The organism is Thermomicrobiales bacterium (assembly GCA_041390825.1).
Taxonomy (GTDB): Bacteria; Chloroflexota; Chloroflexia; order Thermomicrobiales; family UBA6265; genus JAMLHN01.
Genome location: JAWKPF010000010.1, coordinates 83,529 through 99,203, shown reverse-complemented (window position 1 = coordinate 99,203; position 15,675 = coordinate 83,529). Strand labels below are relative to the sequence as shown.

Annotated in this window: 16 protein-coding genes; 4 read left to right on the top strand and 12 right to left on the bottom strand. The window is 62.5% G+C overall.

Going from position 1 to position 15,675, the window contains the following annotated elements; translation table 11 throughout:
* Both R2855_06605 and R2855_06600 read right to left on the bottom strand, forming a co-directional pair.
* Complete coding sequence (locus R2855_06605; GenBank protein MEZ4530687.1) at positions 1–798, bottom strand: metal ABC transporter ATP-binding protein; 798 nt, start codon at positions 796–798, stop codon at positions 1–3.
* Positions 795–1,778 carry a zinc ABC transporter substrate-binding protein gene (locus R2855_06600; GenBank protein MEZ4530686.1) on the bottom strand — a complete coding sequence of 328 codons (984 nt, stop codon included), beginning with the start codon at positions 1,776–1,778 and terminating at the stop codon, positions 795–797. The genes R2855_06605 and R2855_06600 overlap by 4 nt, the downstream gene beginning before the upstream one ends.
* A gap of 281 nt (positions 1,779–2,059) precedes the next feature.
* On the opposite strand from R2855_06600, the gene R2855_06595 reads away from it, so the two are divergent.
* Positions 2,060–3,415: a hemolysin family protein gene (locus R2855_06595; GenBank protein MEZ4530685.1), complete on the top strand. Its 1,356-nt coding sequence runs from the start codon at positions 2,060–2,062 to the stop codon at positions 3,413–3,415.
* Positions 3,416–3,574: 159 nt separating this feature from the next.
* Here the strand turns inward: R2855_06595 and R2855_06590 are convergent, their stop codons facing one another.
* The 5 genes from R2855_06590 to R2855_06570 all read right to left on the bottom strand — a co-directional run bounded on the left by R2855_06590 (position 3,575) and on the right by R2855_06570 (position 8,937).
* On the bottom strand, positions 3,575–4,411 hold the full coding sequence (locus tag R2855_06590; GenBank protein ID MEZ4530684.1) for a cyclase family protein: 837 nt from the start codon (positions 4,409–4,411) through the stop codon (positions 3,575–3,577).
* Positions 4,412–4,621: 210 nt separating this feature from the next.
* Positions 4,622–4,927 carry an XRE family transcriptional regulator gene (locus R2855_06585; GenBank protein ID MEZ4530683.1) on the bottom strand — a complete coding sequence of 102 codons (306 nt, stop codon included), beginning with the start codon at positions 4,925–4,927 and terminating at the stop codon, positions 4,622–4,624.
* A gap of 182 nt (positions 4,928–5,109) precedes the next feature.
* Positions 5,110–6,144: an ABC transporter permease gene (locus R2855_06580; GenBank protein MEZ4530682.1), complete on the bottom strand. Its 1,035-nt coding sequence runs from the start codon at positions 6,142–6,144 to the stop codon at positions 5,110–5,112.
* A 43-nt stretch (positions 6,145–6,187) separates the two neighbouring features.
* Complete coding sequence (locus R2855_06575) at positions 6,188–7,729, bottom strand: sugar ABC transporter ATP-binding protein (GenBank protein ID MEZ4530681.1); 1,542 nt, start codon at positions 7,727–7,729, stop codon at positions 6,188–6,190.
* A gap of 107 nt (positions 7,730–7,836) precedes the next feature.
* The gene (locus R2855_06570; protein MEZ4530680.1) at positions 7,837–8,937 is read right to left on the bottom strand and encodes a sugar ABC transporter substrate-binding protein; all 1,101 of its coding nucleotides are present in this window, start codon (positions 8,935–8,937) and stop codon (positions 7,837–7,839) included.
* 513 nt (positions 8,938–9,450) lie between these two features.
* On the opposite strand from R2855_06570, the gene R2855_06565 reads away from it, so the two are divergent.
* Together R2855_06565 and R2855_06560 are read left to right on the top strand one after the other, a co-directional pair.
* Positions 9,451–10,227 (top strand): SDR family oxidoreductase, encoded by a 777-nt coding sequence (locus R2855_06565; protein ID MEZ4530679.1) that lies wholly within the window; start codon positions 9,451–9,453, stop codon positions 10,225–10,227.
* 112 nt (positions 10,228–10,339) lie between these two features.
* A complete protein-coding gene (locus R2855_06560) occupies positions 10,340–11,491 on the top strand; it encodes a PQQ-dependent sugar dehydrogenase (GenBank protein MEZ4530678.1) in 1,152 nt (383 codons plus the stop codon).
* Between the two features lie 27 nt (positions 11,492–11,518).
* Here R2855_06560 and R2855_06555 read toward each other — a convergent pair whose 3' ends face one another.
* Positions 11,519–11,896, bottom strand: a complete 378-nt coding sequence (locus R2855_06555; GenBank protein ID MEZ4530677.1) for a cupin domain-containing protein — start codon at positions 11,894–11,896, stop codon at positions 11,519–11,521.
* A 114-nt stretch (positions 11,897–12,010) separates the two neighbouring features.
* Between R2855_06555 and R2855_06550 the strand changes: the two genes are divergently transcribed.
* A complete protein-coding gene (locus R2855_06550; protein MEZ4530676.1) occupies positions 12,011–12,484 on the top strand; it encodes a MarR family winged helix-turn-helix transcriptional regulator in 474 nt (157 codons plus the stop codon).
* A 233-nt stretch (positions 12,485–12,717) separates the two neighbouring features.
* Here R2855_06550 and R2855_06545 read toward each other — a convergent pair whose 3' ends face one another.
* From R2855_06545 to R2855_06530, 4 genes are all read right to left on the bottom strand, one after another.
* Complete coding sequence (locus R2855_06545) at positions 12,718–13,290, bottom strand: sigma-70 family RNA polymerase sigma factor (protein MEZ4530675.1); 573 nt, start codon at positions 13,288–13,290, stop codon at positions 12,718–12,720.
* Positions 13,291–13,511: 221 nt separating this feature from the next.
* Entirely contained in the window at positions 13,512–14,975 is a 1,464-nt protein-coding gene (locus R2855_06540) for a GMC family oxidoreductase (protein MEZ4530674.1), read from the bottom strand.
* Complete coding sequence (locus R2855_06535) at positions 14,885–15,136, bottom strand: FAD-binding protein (GenBank protein ID MEZ4530673.1); 252 nt, start codon at positions 15,134–15,136, stop codon at positions 14,885–14,887. Before R2855_06535 ends, R2855_06540 begins: the two co-directional genes overlap by 91 nt.
* On the bottom strand, positions 15,133–15,645 hold the full coding sequence (locus R2855_06530; GenBank protein ID MEZ4530672.1) for a hypothetical protein: 513 nt from the start codon (positions 15,643–15,645) through the stop codon (positions 15,133–15,135). The genes R2855_06535 and R2855_06530 overlap by 4 nt, the downstream gene beginning before the upstream one ends.
* Between the last annotated feature and the right edge of the window lie 30 nt (positions 15,646–15,675).

The window sequence follows — 15,675 nt, the reverse complement described above, 5'->3', positions numbered from 1 at the left end:
TCAGGCCGCCGAATCGTCTTCGAGCCCCAGCGGATCGTGGGTATGCCCATTGCCGTTCCCGTTGAGATTGACGAAGGCCACCACACCGCCGTATGTGGCGCGCAGATTCTCGTCGGTGAAGACATCATCCACCGGACCGCTTGCGATCTTGCGCACATTCAGGAGCGTGACCCAATCGAAGTACTCCGGCACGGTCTGTAAATCGTGATGCACCGCCACCACGGTCTTCCCTGCCGCCCGCAGCTCGCGCAAGAGCTCGATGATCGCCCGCTCGGTGGTGGCGTCCACCCCCTGGAACGGTTCGTCCATCAGGTAGATGTCGGCGTCCTGCGCCAACGCCCGTGCCAGGAAAACACGCTGCTGCTGGCCGCCCGAGAGTTGGCTGATCTGCCGCGTGGCGAAGCTCGCCATACCGACCTTTTCCAGTGCCTGCAATGCTGCGTCGCGCTCCCGCTTGCCCGGCCGTTTCAGCCAGCCAAGCGCGCCATAGCGTCCCATTTCGACGACGTCGAGCACGTTGGTCGGAAAGTCCCAATCGACGCTGCCGCGCTGCGGCACATAGGCGACTTTCTCTCGTTGCTCCCTATACGGCTTCCCCTGGATCTGCACGCTTCCCGCCACGGGCTTGATCAATCCGAGAATGCACTTGATCAGGGTGGTCTTGCCCGCGCCGTTCGGTCCCACGATGGCCATCAACACACCTGCGGGGACCTGGAGATCGACGTCCCACAGCACCGGATGCTCGTGATACACCGCGGTCATGTCGGCCACGTCGATAGCCGGTCGTTGCTCGCTCATGATTCCGCTGCTCCGTCCTGCCTGAGTGCGTGCGCAATGGTGTCGATGTTGTGCCGCACCATGCCGATATAGGTTCCGTCCGGGGTACCCGGATCGCCCATGGCGTCCGAGTAGAGCGATCCGCCGATCTGCACGTCGTAACCCTGCGCGCGCACCGCTTCCTGCAGGGCGCGCACGGTGCGCGGGGAGACCGAGCTTTCCACGAAGATCGCCGGAATCTCGTTTTCCACGATGAAATTGGCCAGCGACTGCACATCGCCCGCGCCTGCCTCGGTCGCGGTGCTGACACCTTGCAAACCCAGAACGTCGAATCCGTAGGCCGCCGCGAAGTAGCCGAACGCATCGTGCGCGGTGATCAACACCCGCTTGTCTTCCGGAATCGTGTTCGCCTCGGCGCGCACATATTCGTCCAGCGCGGTCAGCTTTTCCTGATAGGCCTGGGCTCGTTCGTCGTACTCTGCCGCGTGGGTGGGATCGACCTCGACCAATGTGCGCCGCACCGACTCGACTGCATCCGACCACATCGAGACATCGAACCAGACATGCGGGTCATAGGTCGATGCTCCAGATCCGACCACATGCAGCTCGCTGCGCGGAATCAGGTCGGTGACGGGTACGGTCACGATACTGTCCCCCATCTTTTCGAAGACTTCCGCCAACTTCGCTTCCAGATGCAAGCCGGAATAGAAGACGATATCGGCTTCGTCCAGCCGCTCCACGTCCCCTTCGCTCGCCTTGTAGAGATGGGGATCGACGCCGGGTCCCATCAGCGTCGTCACGTTCAGGCGGTCTCCCCCGACTTCCTTGACGATATCGCCCACCATCCCCGTGGTCGTGACCACGTTGATCGTCCGGTCGGAAAAGTCGGGGGTCGTTTTTTCGGGAATTCGTCCGCAACCTGCCAGGATCAGCACCGCCAGCAGCGCAAGCAACAAGAATCGCCAGCCGCTGGCAACACCCCGCAATCGAACCCGATTCATGAACATCTTTTCTGGCAGTTTGCCTGCGAGCAGACTGCATCGAATGAGGAAACACCGCGATCCGCCGCACCGGCGCCGCGGTTTAGTCACGACTAATTTTCCATTTCCATTGCCAACTTGTCCAGCCCTGTCGATACAAACCTGCTTCTGGGAGAATTGACGCGGACGAGCGAATCTCTGCCGACGCCCATTTGCTCGGCGATTTGCTCCCGAAACGTTGGCCGGCCGCACGGACGATGTGGCCGCGCTCCGATTCCGCGAAAGGCTCTCACGCTCTCTCTATGACGCGCCTGTTGGTCGAACTCCTCGTCGTCGTGTTGCTCCTCGGCGTCAACGCGTTCCTGGCCGCTTCCGAGCTCGCGCTCGTCTCCGCCAGCAAACCGCGCCTGCGAGCACTCTCCGAAGAGGGAAACAAGTCCGCCGCGCGCGCGCTCGACCTGGCCGAGAATCCGGGCCGCTTTCTGGCGACCGTGCAGATCGGCATTACCGTAGCGGGGTTCTTCGCCGCCGCGGTGGGCGCTGTTACCTTGACCAACTATGTCGACGATGGACTGAGCGACGTTCCTGTGGGGTTCATTGCGAACAACGCCGCGGCCATCGCCTTCGTGGTGGTGACCATTCTGCTTTCGTTCTTCAGCATCGTGTACGGGGAGCTGGTTCCGAAGACGCTCGCGGTCAGCCATGCCGATTCGATCGCTCTCAAGATTGCCAAGCCCATTCACATTCTTTCCCGTCTCATGCGGCCCATTGTGCTGCTGCTCACCGGGGTCACCAATTTCACCCTGCGGCTGCTCGGCACCGACAAGCGGTCCAACATGCCAAGCGTGACCGAGGCCGAGATTCTCGCCATGATCGAAACCGCGCACGACGAAGGCGTGGTGGAAAAGAGCGAAGCCGACCTGGTGGAGGAAGCGCTCTCCTTCGGCGGTATTCAGGTGCGCAGCGTGATGGTGCACCGGGTCGATGTCGAGACGATTCCCGGCGATATGACGTTGCACGAGGCGATGCGTATCTTTTTCCGCACGGGGTTCTCACGCTTGCCGGTCTACCGCGACACTCCAGACGACATCATTGGCGTGCTGCACATCAAAGACTGTTTCCGGCTGCTCTTCGACAATCCCAACGCCGGAGCCATGCCAGCCGCTGAGCTGGTGCGTCCCGCCTTCGTGGTGCCGGAAACGCGCCCGATCGACGACACCTTGCAGGACCTGCGATCCCAGCGCACACACATCGCCATCGTGGTCGACGAATACGGCGGCTTGGCCGGGATCGTGACGCTGGAGGACCTGATCGAGGAGCTGGTCGGCGAGATTTCCGACGAGTTCGACCCCGGCTACGAACCGCTGCATGAGATCCAGCCCGATGTCTTCGACGTGGACGGCCGGCTTTCCTTGCTCGACCTGCTCGACCGGCTCGATCTCTCCCGCTCGGCGCTCGGTGAGGTCGATGCCGAGTCGGTCGGCGGTCTGGTCACCGATGCCCTCGAGCGCATCCCCGTCACCGGCGATGTGGTCACCATCGGTCCGCTCATCATGGAAGTCAAAGCGATGGACGGCTACCGCGCCGCTCTGGTCCGTGTCACCCACCACCATGAGGCGGCCGTCGACGACGCCGATCAACCGTTGCTGGACGCGTAGACGGGTTCGGGGTCCTGAGTCCGGAGACGGTCGAGTTGCTCGTTGCTGGTCGTCAGTAGTCAGTCGTCAGTTGTCAGAGAAACACTCAAGCCCGGATACGCGGAAACGTCTCCGGACTCAGGACTCCGGGCTCCGGACTCAGAACCCAGGACTCCGGACTCAGGCCCCCGCCGGCACCAATGCCACCGCCCGGCCCGGACCAGCGCTTCCGCCCCGAATGTTCAACGGCAGATAGACGAAATAGGCGCCTCGCTCGGGGATCGATTTCAGATTCGCCAGCAGCTCGATGTAGAGCATTCCTTTGCCCAATCCGAAATGATGCGCTGGCGCTGGGTCGTCCACCCCACCGACGCTCACGCCATCCAGCCCCAATGTCGTCACCCCGCGCTCCAGCAGCAACTCCAGGCAGGGAATCCCCGGCGCGGGCCAACCCTGTCCCTTTCCGGACAGGAATGGATCGGCCGCATACGCGCCGCCGTCCGGCATCGGCAGATAGAAATCGTCCCAGTCGCTCCGGAACAGAACGATATCGCCGGGTTCCAGTTTGCCGTGCTTCTCTTCGTGCGCCAGCACATGCTCCGGCATGATCTGCGGGCTCTTGCCGTCCGGACCGCCGGTCTTCAGGTCGGTGGCGTCGACCACCCGTGCCGGACCCATCATGCGTGCCAGCGGAACCTTGTCGAGCGTGACCAATCCCCATTCGCTGGCATGCGGGAGTCCCGAGTCCGGCGGCGGAATGAAGTGCGCCGGTGAATCGATATGCGTGCCGCAGTGTTCGTCCAGCATCAGAAAGGCCGTGTAGTAGGGGCCGCGAAACCCATGGAACGGTTGCTGCGGATGGCTCTGCGGCGCGTACCAGTTGTAGACCTTGCGCTGGAACGGCATGTGCGTTGGCCAGTTGCCCGGCAACCCTTCGGCCAGCGGCACCGTCAGGTCGACGATCTCCACATTCCCCAACGCCGCCGCCAGCGCGGCGAAACCCCCCTGATCGCTCATGACATCCTCCGTCGCCTTCGTCGACTCATGTGAAGATCGTACCGCAGGCAGCGGAAGTGGAAGCGGAGTTCAAATCGGTTGCCAAGACACGTGCCTGCCGTGCGAATGCCGTCATCCCGACTGAGGCGGAGTGGAGGGATCTCCTCGTCACAGCGAGGGCAACGACGCCACGCTTCGTTGAGATGGCCGGCATCTCTTTGCAGGACCGCTCTACGCGATCGTGTAGCGCGTATCTCCCAATTCGACCTCGATGCGCAGCTTCCCACCCAGCGACTCGACATACCGCCGCAGCGTTTCCACCCGCATTTGCTCGACATCGCTATGCTCGATCCGCACGATTGTGTCCTGACTCATGTGCAGATCTTTCGCCATATCGACCTGAGTCAGGCCATACGTCTCTCGCAGCTCACGCAGCCGGTAGCCACGCACCCTCGCCATCATCTCCGACCTTATCTCGTCGATGCGTTCGTAATCCGTCGCTCCTGCCAAAATCACTTCCTCAAACGATCTCGCCATCTCGATTGCTCCATGCTTACAGACGCTTGCCGTACATAGTACGCGGCGCTTCAGCACACCCATCTCGCTCAATTGGGGATATTCCCAGAGAGGCGCCTCTGCCGTACTGGAACGCTGGCCAGATCGGAAAACGCCCGTGTCCGAACTGGGACACGGGCGTTTTCGGCCGGAATCGAGATCGGTTACTCAGCTCGGCGCTGGTATTTCTCCAACCGCAGCGCCAGCACGTTGAGCAACAGGGCGCAGAGCAGGATGATGCCGGTCAATGCTTCCTTGAAGTAAATGCTGATGTCCGGCAGCAGGTTGAGCCCGTTGGACAGCACCGCGAAGATCAACAGACCGAGCACGGTGTTCAGCATGCCGCCTTCACCGCCGAAGAGCGAGGTCCCGCCCAGCACCACCGCTGCAATGGTGTCGATCAGCATGTTCTGACCACCAGCGGGGCTGGCCGAGCTCAGGCGCCCGATGAAGAGAATGCCGGCCATACCGGCGGTCAGCCCGGAAATCATCATGACCAGCATGATGACCCGGCGGGTATCGACACCGGACATCTCCGCCGCCTCGCGGTTGCCACCAGTCATGTAGACCTGCCGCCCGAAACGGGTATAGGCCAGCACGACGTGCCCAACGATCAAGACCGCCACCGCGATCCACCCGATCACCGGCATGCCCAGGAAGATGTTGCCGGCGCGCGCAATGCGCGGCAGCACATCCGGCACATCGAAGATCGGTTTACCGTCATTGATATAGGTAGCCAGACCACCGGCAATGGTGAGCATGGCCAGTGTCATCATGAAGGAGGGGATGCCGACGTAGGAGATGAAGAACCCGTTGATCAGACCCAGCAGCGCGGCGACCAGAATCGCAACCAGGATGCCCCAACTGCCCAGATTGATCGGATCGCCCACCCAGAACCATGCGCAAAGCATGCCGGCAAATGTCGCCACCGATGCGATGCTCAGGTCGATCTCCGCGCAGAGCAGCACGAAGGTGATGCCCGTCGCAGCCACGGCAATCGGCGCCACCTGCGTCACCACATTGCGGAAGTTGCTCAACCGCAAGAAGGTGTCGGTGGTGATCGAGAAGAAGATGATCAACACGACCAGGCTGAGCAACGGCGCAAGCAACCGCGCGTTGCGGGTTGCCAGGGCCATGATCGTATCGGACGAGCTCCGGCCACCCTGGCTTGGCTGAAGCGCTGGACTCACGTTGGACATCGTCGTTTTCCCACCTCTTCCTCGAACAGCCTCGAACAACGTACTACGCGTAGAGCAGCAGATCTTCCTTGCTCACCTGCTCATCGACGAACTCTTTGGTGATCTTTCCGCGCGACAGGACCAGGATGCGGTCCGATTCGGTCAGCACGGTTTCTGGCTCGGTCGAGAGGAGCAAGATCGCCACTCCTTCCGATTTCAGCTCTTTCACCAGGTCCAGCACCTCGCGCTTGGCGCCAACGTCCATACCGCGGGTCGGTTCGTTCAACATCAGGACCCGGGGTTGTTTGGTGAGCCATTTGGCGAGCACCACCTTTTGTTGATTGCCGCCGCTCAGGTGCCCTGCCAGCATGGTGGGGCTGCCGGGACGCACACCGGTTCGCTGCACCAGCGTGGTTGCCGTGCTGATCTCGGAATCGTGCCGGAAGACCGGTTTCACCAAATGGTCCAGGTGCGCGAGTGTGATGTTCTTGTAAATCTCGTGTTTCGGGAAGAGCGTGGCGCGCCGGTTCTCTGTCAGATAGGCGATTCCCAGTTTCTTGGCCGCCACAGGGCTCGAGGGTTTGATGACCTTGCCGTCCAAGGTCATCGTGCCGGATTTCGGCTTCAGGACGCCGAAGATGGCGCGGGCGATTTCTGTCATGCCCGCGCCGAGATAGCCGAAGAGTCCGAGGATCTCGCCCTCATGCAGGGTAAAGGAGATGTCCTCGAAATCACCGGGGGCGGTGAGCGCGTCGATCGTTAGCACGGGGTTGGTTTCGACGCGTGGCGGCAGATGCACACCCGCTTCGTATGACTCCGCCAACTGATCGGCGTCACGCCCGATCATGAGGTTGACCAACGCATGCTTGGACAGTTCCGATACCGGCATGGTGGTCACTTTTTTCGAGTTCTTGAGCACGGTCACCCGGTCGGCAACCGCCAGCACATCCTCCAGGAAGTGCGAAATGAAGATCAGGCTCTTGCCCTGGTCGCGCAGATCGCGCATGAGTTCGAAGAGACGCTCGGATTCCGGGACAGAAAGCGCCGAAGTCGGCTCGTCCAGGATGATCACATCCGCGCCGGAATTGATCACCCGCGCGATCTCGATGAGTTGCTGATTCCCCAGCGAGAGCTGTTTGACCCGCTCGTCGACATCGATATCGATATCGAAATCGGCCAACTGCCGTTTCGATTCGGTGCGAATCCGCTTCCAGTCGACCAATCCAAACCGGTTGCGCGGCTGCCGGCCCAGGAAAACGTTCTCGGCCACTGAGAGCGCCGGCATCAGGGTGAGCTCCTGATAGATCATGCCGATGCCCGCGGCCTTGGCCTCCGCCGGTGAGCGGAAGCGCACGACCTCGCCATTCAGCAGCATCTCGCCCGAGTCCGGTCGCTGCACCCCGCTCAGGATCTTCGACAGCGTGCTCTTGCCCGCGCCGTTCTCACCGATCAGTCCATGGATTTCGCCCGGCAAGAGGTCGAAATCGACATCGTCGAGCGCGGTCGCGCCGCCGAAGCGCTTGGTGACACCGCGCAACTCCAGGACGGGACGCGCCGCCTGCGCTGTTGGGGTGCCTGCAACCGGATCAGCCACACTGGAAGCCATGAAGTGAGTCCTGAGTCTTGAGTCCAGAGCCCTGAGACGAATGACCGGAGGCCGGAATCCTGGTGTGACTCAGGACTCCGGACCCCGGACTCAGGACAAACCGATGCCTAGTACTGGTAGTTGTCGTACAGCCAGATGTATCCCGCGGCGTTGTCGGCCGTGATCGGGCCGCCGTCGGCGCGGATGAACTTGGGAATCTCGCCGTCGTGGTTGTCGGTGCCGGAGGCGTTCAGGTAGCCGGCCCAGACCGAGCCGCCATGAATGCGGCCGGACGGGTTGATGACCGAGGCGTACAGCGTGCCGTCGAGGATAGCCTCGCAGGCGTTGCGTCCGCCGTCGACACCCACCAGCTTGACCTGATCGGCCATGCCAGCGCCGTCCACGATGCTGGCTGCGGCTAGCGCCATGTCGTCCGAGTGGAAGTAGCCGCCGACCACGTTCGGGAAGCGCTGCAGCAGGTCCTGCCACAGGCTGGCGACGATATCCGTCTGCCACTCGCCCGGGGTCTCGTCCACAACCTTGACATCCGGGTACTTGGCGACTACCTGCTGGAAGCCGTCATAGCGTCCTTGCGAACCGGTGTGACCGAGCTGGCCGCGGGTGTGGATGACCTCGCCCTGGTAGTTGATGGCCTTCATCAACTCTTCCGCCACCGTCGAGCCCATATAGATGTTGTCTGGCTCGATGAAGGTCAGGAAGTTGTATTCCATGTTGGCGTCCGGATCCTGGATGAGCCGGGTGTCCATGATGATCAATGGAATGTCATTGCCGATGATGGCATCGGTGCCATCGACCAGCGCATCGGACGATGCCGGGTGCAGGGCCACGAAGTCCCAATCTTCACCAGAGATCGTCTGCAGCGCTGAAAGCTGAAGCGCCGGGTCGAACTGACCGTCGAACGCCTCGACCTCGACACCCAGCAGGGAGCCAACGAACTTCGAGGTCTCGATACCGTGGGAAACCCAGGTCGACGCCGCGCCGACTTCGACTGTCGCCATGCGGTACTGCGGCGCCGGCAGGTCTTCCGGCAGGATGTTCAGATTCGCCAGCGCCTCGGCGTGGGTGACGCCGGGCCGCAATCCGGACGCAGCCACCAGGCCAGCCAACGCCGCGCCACCGCCGATGAAGCCACGGCGGCTAATCGACTGGAGCGCCGCGCGATGTTCCTTGCGCGACATCTCATGGAAACGGTTCCGAAGCTGAAGCATGGGTTCTCGATCCTCCTCGATCTTGGTGCTCGGTCCACCGGCGCGCGCGCGCCGGTACCGGTTGACCGCGCGTCAGTCCAGAGACGCAACGGGTATCCAGGCCATACGGAACTCCGTTCAGATGGATAGCTTGCGACACCGATTCGTGTCGGTCCGATCCACCGTCACGGACGAATTCTGACCCGCTTTGCGACAACCAATGAGTAGCGGGGTCTGGCGCCCAAGCCCAAGCTGTTCATTGCGTGTGCGACGCGTATCAGAGACACGCTGACGGTACCATAGGGCCCCAACCGCATTCAACCGAACATCGCATTTTGTTCCCGGTAGACACAGTGCCCTCGAAACCCGTTCATCGGTCGTGGGGACTCGCCGCGCCTCGTGAATCAGGGTCACCTATCCTCAGCAGCCATTACGCAACGTTTCAGTCTCCTCCCAGCCTGGAGGCCGAACATTGGTATGGTGAGCGGTGCGGCGCTTTGGCCGCGCTCACCAGGCAGGAGCAACGAGTCGGCAATGGACGTTCCACGAAATCTCGAGGGGAAGGTGGCGCTGGTGACCGGCGCCGGATCGGGCCTTGGCCAGGCAACGGCAGTCGAGCTCGCCCGCAGAGGCGCGCGCGTTGTGTTTACCGAGTTGCCGGACCGGCTCGACCGCGCGGGCGAAACGCTCGATCAGATCGAGTCTGCGGGCGGTTCCGGGCTGATTCTGGGACTCGACGTCACCGATCTCGAGAACATTCGCCAGGTGGCGGCAGCCACGGCGGCGGTCGACGGGCACATCGACATGCTGGTCAACAACGCTGGCATCAACATCCGGCAAGACGCATTCGATGTTACTGAGGAGGCGTGGGACAAGGTGATCGACACCGATCTCAAAGGCGTCTTCTTCATGGCTCAGGCCGTGGGGCGCATCATGCGCGACCAACATCCCCAGGGAGGCTCCATCGTCAATGTCGCGAGCGTCATGGGCCTCGGCGGATACTACCAGCGTTCGTCGTACTGCTCCGCCAAAGCCGGGGTCGTCAACCTGACCAAGGTGCTCGCCCTCGAATGGGGACCGGTGAACATCCGGGTCAATGCGGTCTGCCCGGCCTTTGTCGACACCCCGCTCACCCGGCCTATGTTCGAAAGCAATCCCGCATCGTATGACGACATCATCTACCGCACGCCATCCGGCCGCCTTGGCACGCCGCAAGAAGTCGCCAACGCCATCGCGTTCTTGTGCGGTCCGGAATCGTCCTATGTCAATGGCTTGCCACTGACCGTCGACGGCGGCTGGACCGCCACGTAGCGAGGTCCGGAGTCCGGAGCTCCGAGTCCGGAGAGACGCAACGGCCGCACGTCGTTGGGCTCAGGACCCAGGACTCAGGGCCCCGGACTCCAGACCAACCACAGGAGAACCCATGCGCCTCACGCGCCGAACCTTCATCGCCAGCCCGGTTGCGCTCGGGCTATTGACCGTTCCTGAGCTCGTGGTGGCGCAGGGGGTGGACGGACTGCCGATCGCGTTCGAGCAGATCTACGACGGGCTGGACCGCCCGGTGGGGTACATCGAATCGAACGACGGTTCGGGCCGGTTCTTCATTGTCGAGCAAGGCGGCCGGATTCTCGTCTCGGTCGGCGGCGACGTCTTGAGCACCCCCTTCCTCGATATCTCCGACCAGGTGTCGTCTGGCAACGAGCAGGGACTGCTCGGTATGGCGCTCGACCCCGGGTTCGGTGAGAACCGTCGCGTCTTCGTCTCATATACCGATACCGAGGGCAACTCCCAGATCGTGCGCTACACCGTCGGCGAGGAGAGCCCGAACCGGCTCGATCCCGATTCCGCCGTTACCATCATGACGCTGGAGCAACCCAACTCCAATCACAATGGCGGCCACATCGAGTTCGGTCCGGACGGGTTTCTCTATCTCGGCTTCGGCGATGGCGGCGGACAAGGCGATCCGGACGGAATCGCCCAGGACCCGGGCACACTCCTCGCCAAAATCTTGCGCATCGATGTCACCGGCGGCCAGGAACCGTACGGTATCCCCGCCGACAATCCCTTCGTCGACGATCCCAGTTTCGCCCCCGAGACCTTTGCCTGGGGATTCCGCAACCCGTGGCGCTTCAGCTTCGACCGCGAGACCGGCGACCTCTGGATCGGCGATGTTGGACAGAACGACATCGAGGAAATCGACCTCATCCCCGCCGGCTCCAGCGGTCAGAATTTCGGCTGGAGCGTGCTCGAAGGGAACGACTGCTACCAGGATCCCGATTGCGATCCGTCCGAGTACACCGCGCCGGTCGATCAATACACGCATGATTACGGTTGTTCCGTAACTGGCGGCTATGTCTACCGCGGCGGCTTCATCTCCGATCTGGCTGGAACCTATCTCTTCGCCGACTACTGCACCGGCTACTTGTGGGGACTCATTCCCAATGGCGATGGCTCCTACACTGCCACCGACTACATCGAAACGGAAATGAATCCCTCGTCGTTCGCCCAGGACATGTCTGGTGAGCTCTACATCATCGACCTCAATGGCGGCATCTACCGCATCGTTGCGGGGTAACGGGCGAACGGCATGGATGCATTGTCGCTACCGGGACCACACCGGCTCGGCTCGCTCTCCGTTCGCATGAAAGATCCCGATGCCCGCCGGAGCGATCAGCAACCACTCGGCTTCCGTATCCCCGGCATTCGCGAGCCGATGCTCGGTGCTGGCCGGGATCACCAGGGTGTCGCCTGCGTCGAGGACCACACGGTTGCCGCCGATGTGGACCTCGACGATACCCGCTGTCACGAGCATGACCTCTTCCCGGTCGTGCGTATGCGCCGGATTACCGCCACCGGGTTGCTGCCGTTGCCGGATCACACTCACCTCCCGCGCCCCGTGGTTTGGCGTGGCGATTCCGGCTGTGCGGTTGGCCCCTGGCGTCTCCACATAGGCGATCTCTGATGCTCGAATGATGTTCACGTCGAATCTCCCTGAAATGCGCATAGTCGACGGCTGGCCAGGCACGTGATACAGTCAACCAGGTTGTCTAACAAGAAAGTAAACCTGATTGTCCAATCTGTCAAGCGGCGTCGTATGACATCCCACGATCCGGAACACGACCAAATCCAGCACCTGCGTGACCACCACATCGGCCGCCTCTTCCTGCAAGCGCATCGGGTCTACAGCGCCCACGCCATCGACGCGCTGCGCGCCCGGGGATATTCCGAGCTTGGCGCCGCTCATGCCGCCATCCTGCCCCACATCGAGGTAAACGGCACCCGCACGACAGTCATTGCCGAGCGCGCTGGTGTGAGCAAGCAGGCTGCCGGGCAGGTGGTCGACGATCTGGCGCGCCAGGGGCTGGTCGAGCGGATTCCCGACCCAGCCGATGGGCGCGCGGCGCTGGTCGTCTTCACGGATGCAGGGTGGGAATATCTGCGCACCGCTTCATCGATCAAGCAGGAAATCGAATCCGACTACATTCATCTGCTCGGCGAAGCAGCGTTTCGCGCTCTTTGCGAGAACCTGGCTCGTATCATCGACCACGAGAAACACCGCGCCGATTGAGCGTTCCCGATTCCCGAGACGACGCACTCGAGCGCAATCGGCAGATCGCTCCGCGCCGATCCACCGTTGAAACGCTGGGCTCAACCCCCTGGCAATCACCCGGGTTCCGTTTTACACACCGGGACCGCCCCTTTTCGTCGCGCAGAGCACTGGATAAGGCACCCAGGGGGCGGGAGAGGGAAGCAACCCGAAGGCTCAGCCACGCTCCGGACTCCGGACTCCGGGCCCCGGACTCACGTCTCCTCGGTCAACTGCTGCCGCAGCTTCTTCAACCCCAACCGCATGCGGCCCTTCACCGTCCCGAGTGGAACGCCCGTCCGCTCCGCGATCTCCTGATGGGTCAAACCGTTGAAAAACGCGAGCGTGATGGCCTCGCGCTGCTCGTCAGGCAATCCCATGACCGCTGCCTGGATCTGCTCCGCCTGCAATGCCTCGACCGCCTGTTCGTGCGGATCGTCGTTGTCCCCCAGGAGATAGTCCACCTCCTCGAGCGGACGGTTCTGACGAGCTCTCCCCTCCCGGCCTCGATGCCGGTCGATAGCGGCATTGCGCACGATGGTCAGCAACCAACTCTTGACGCTTCCCCGCTCTGGGTGGAACGACGCATGGTTGCGCCAGACCTGCAGGAACGCGTCCTGCAGACAGTCCTCCGACGCTGCGGTGTCGTCCAGAATGCGATAGGCGACCGCCATCGCCACCCGGCGGTAGCGGTCGTAGAGCTGCCCGAGCGCATCGGCATCCCCCGCGCCGAGCGCGGCGATCAATGCTTCATCGGTCGGAGCGGGATCGGCGAATGAATCGATCATGCGCAAGCAGCTTTTCGAATCAAGAGCAACAGTGTCCAGTATGCGGCATTCAGCGCAACTATTTAGGTTTGCCTAAACAGGCAACCTCACCTACACGTATGATCGACCCCGCTGCGTCCCATTCATATCGGTCATTCGACCTATTCGCGGGCCCACTCGCTCTCTCTGGACCCTGGACCCTGGACTCTGGACCCAGAACTGATGACCTCGCCCGACCACCGCTAACCCGCGATCTCATCGATATTGGCCGCCAGGTGATCGGCGCAGCGCAACGCCACCGACCCGATCGTCGAGGTCGGGTTGATCGCCCCGCCGGTCGGCATCAGGCTCCCGTCCATGATGAAGAGGTTCGGAACCTCCCATGCCTGGCCGTACTGGTTCGTCACCGACGTTTCCGGATCGACACCCATGCGGCACGTTCCGTAGAGGTGGAAAGCTGGCGGCGCGTAGTCCCGCCCAAAGCGGTCCCAGCGGTTGACCTTGATCTCCCATGCGTCACATGCGTTCATCAGATCGACTGCCCGGTCGATGGCGAAATCCATCATCCGCCGGTCGTTCGCATGTAGGCGGTAGTCGATCTTCGGCGCTGGCAATCCGGACGAATCGGTCAGCGTTTCCGAGAGCGTGACCCGGTTCTCCGGCAACGGCAAATCGTCCCCCATGCAAACCACGCTGATCCCATGCCCGAACTTCTTCCGGAACTCTGCGTGATGCCCTGCTCCCCAGGGAATCGTGTTGCGCGAATGCGACCCGAGCGCCTGAAACCCGGCTCCGTTCATGCGCACGATGTGCATCGTGAAGCCATTGATGAACCCGCGCGAAACGTCGGTTTCCGCGAACTCGGACGAGATCAGCACTGCCGATTCCACCCCCTTGTGCGGGTCGGTGATCTCGTCCACCCATCCTTCGACGATAGCGAGTCCGTGGTGCATCAAATGCCGTCCGACCAGATCGTTTCCGTTGGCCAAGCCGTTCGGAAAGCGGTTCGTCGCGGAAAGAAGCAGCAACCGCGGCGTGCCCACGCCATTTGCTGCCATGACAACGACCCGCGCCGGCTGAAAGAAGCGCTGCCCGGACATGAGATCGACGTATTCGACCCCGGTTGCCCGGCCCGCGTCGTCGCTGGCGATCCGTTCAGCCCGCGCATAGGCGCGCAATTGCGCTCCGGCCGCCAGCGCCTTGGGCCAATAGGTAAACGACATGTCGTTCAGCGATCCGCGCGGACATCCCGACTGGCAATTGCCGCAGTTGTTGCATGGCAGGCGACCGTCGTACGGATCGGCGATGATCGCTTCCGGCATCGGCCACCAATGCCACCCGAGCCGGTCGAACCCCCGCGCCACCACCGGCCCGATCGGCCCAGGGGGGAGGGGGCGCGTCTGGTACGGCATCCGCTCCGGCATAGCCCGGTCGCCCATGCAGCCCGCGATCCCGCTGACGCGGTCGACCTGGTCGTAGAACGGCTCCAGGTCTTCGTACGTGAAGGGCCAATCGGGCTGGCAGCCGTGTTCGGTCCCCTTGCGGAAATCCGAGGGACGCAAACGCGGCCACGTCCCCGTGTAGTGCACGGTCGATCCGCCTACCCCGTTCCACATCAGGGTCGCTTCGTCGCGCGTATCGACCGGATAGTCCGTCTCCCACTGCCGAATGTTGGCGAGGTCGCGAAGCTGGTCAGCCGCTCCCATTCATAGTCCGGCCGTGCATGCGGATGCGCCGCAGGCGTCGTCCAGCCCCCTTGTTCCAGGCAGACGACCTGTAGACCCGCCTGCGCCAGGCGCAACGCGGCTACCGCCCCGGCCATCCCGGAACCGACGATCGCCACATCGACCGGATCGAACGCGCTCATGCGCGTTCCCTCCCAGTCGGCAGGTCCAGATCGGCCAAACTGGAGATGTCGATCCGTTCCATCATGAAGGTCCACTTGAACCAGCCCTTGGGTTCCAGCGGCAAATCGCGGCCGGGTACGAAGCCAAATGGGGTCAGCTCATATCCCAACGGCTGCGGCGCATCGTTGTAGATATGCCCATCGAGCCGGATCGCCTCGATCACCGGCGGTGTGGCGTAGTACGCCAGATAGGCTGCCATCAGCAGATACGCGAAGAACTCTGGCTTCTCCCTCTCCAGCCGCCGCAGGGCCGTCACCCGTTCATCGGGGGACAACTCGGGGAACGCCCGCCCCTCGATCGCCAGATCGTCGGCCAATCGATCGAAGATCCCTCCGCCGTAGCGCTCCCGCAACCGGTTCGCCACCACCGCCTGCGTTCCGGTCAGCGACGCCGCAGGATAGTTCCCGTCGCCGGGCAGCAAGGCATCGCAAAGTGCAGCCATCAGCTGAGCAGATTCGACCGGATTCATTGCGTCTCCCGTATGTCCCGAACCAGCTGG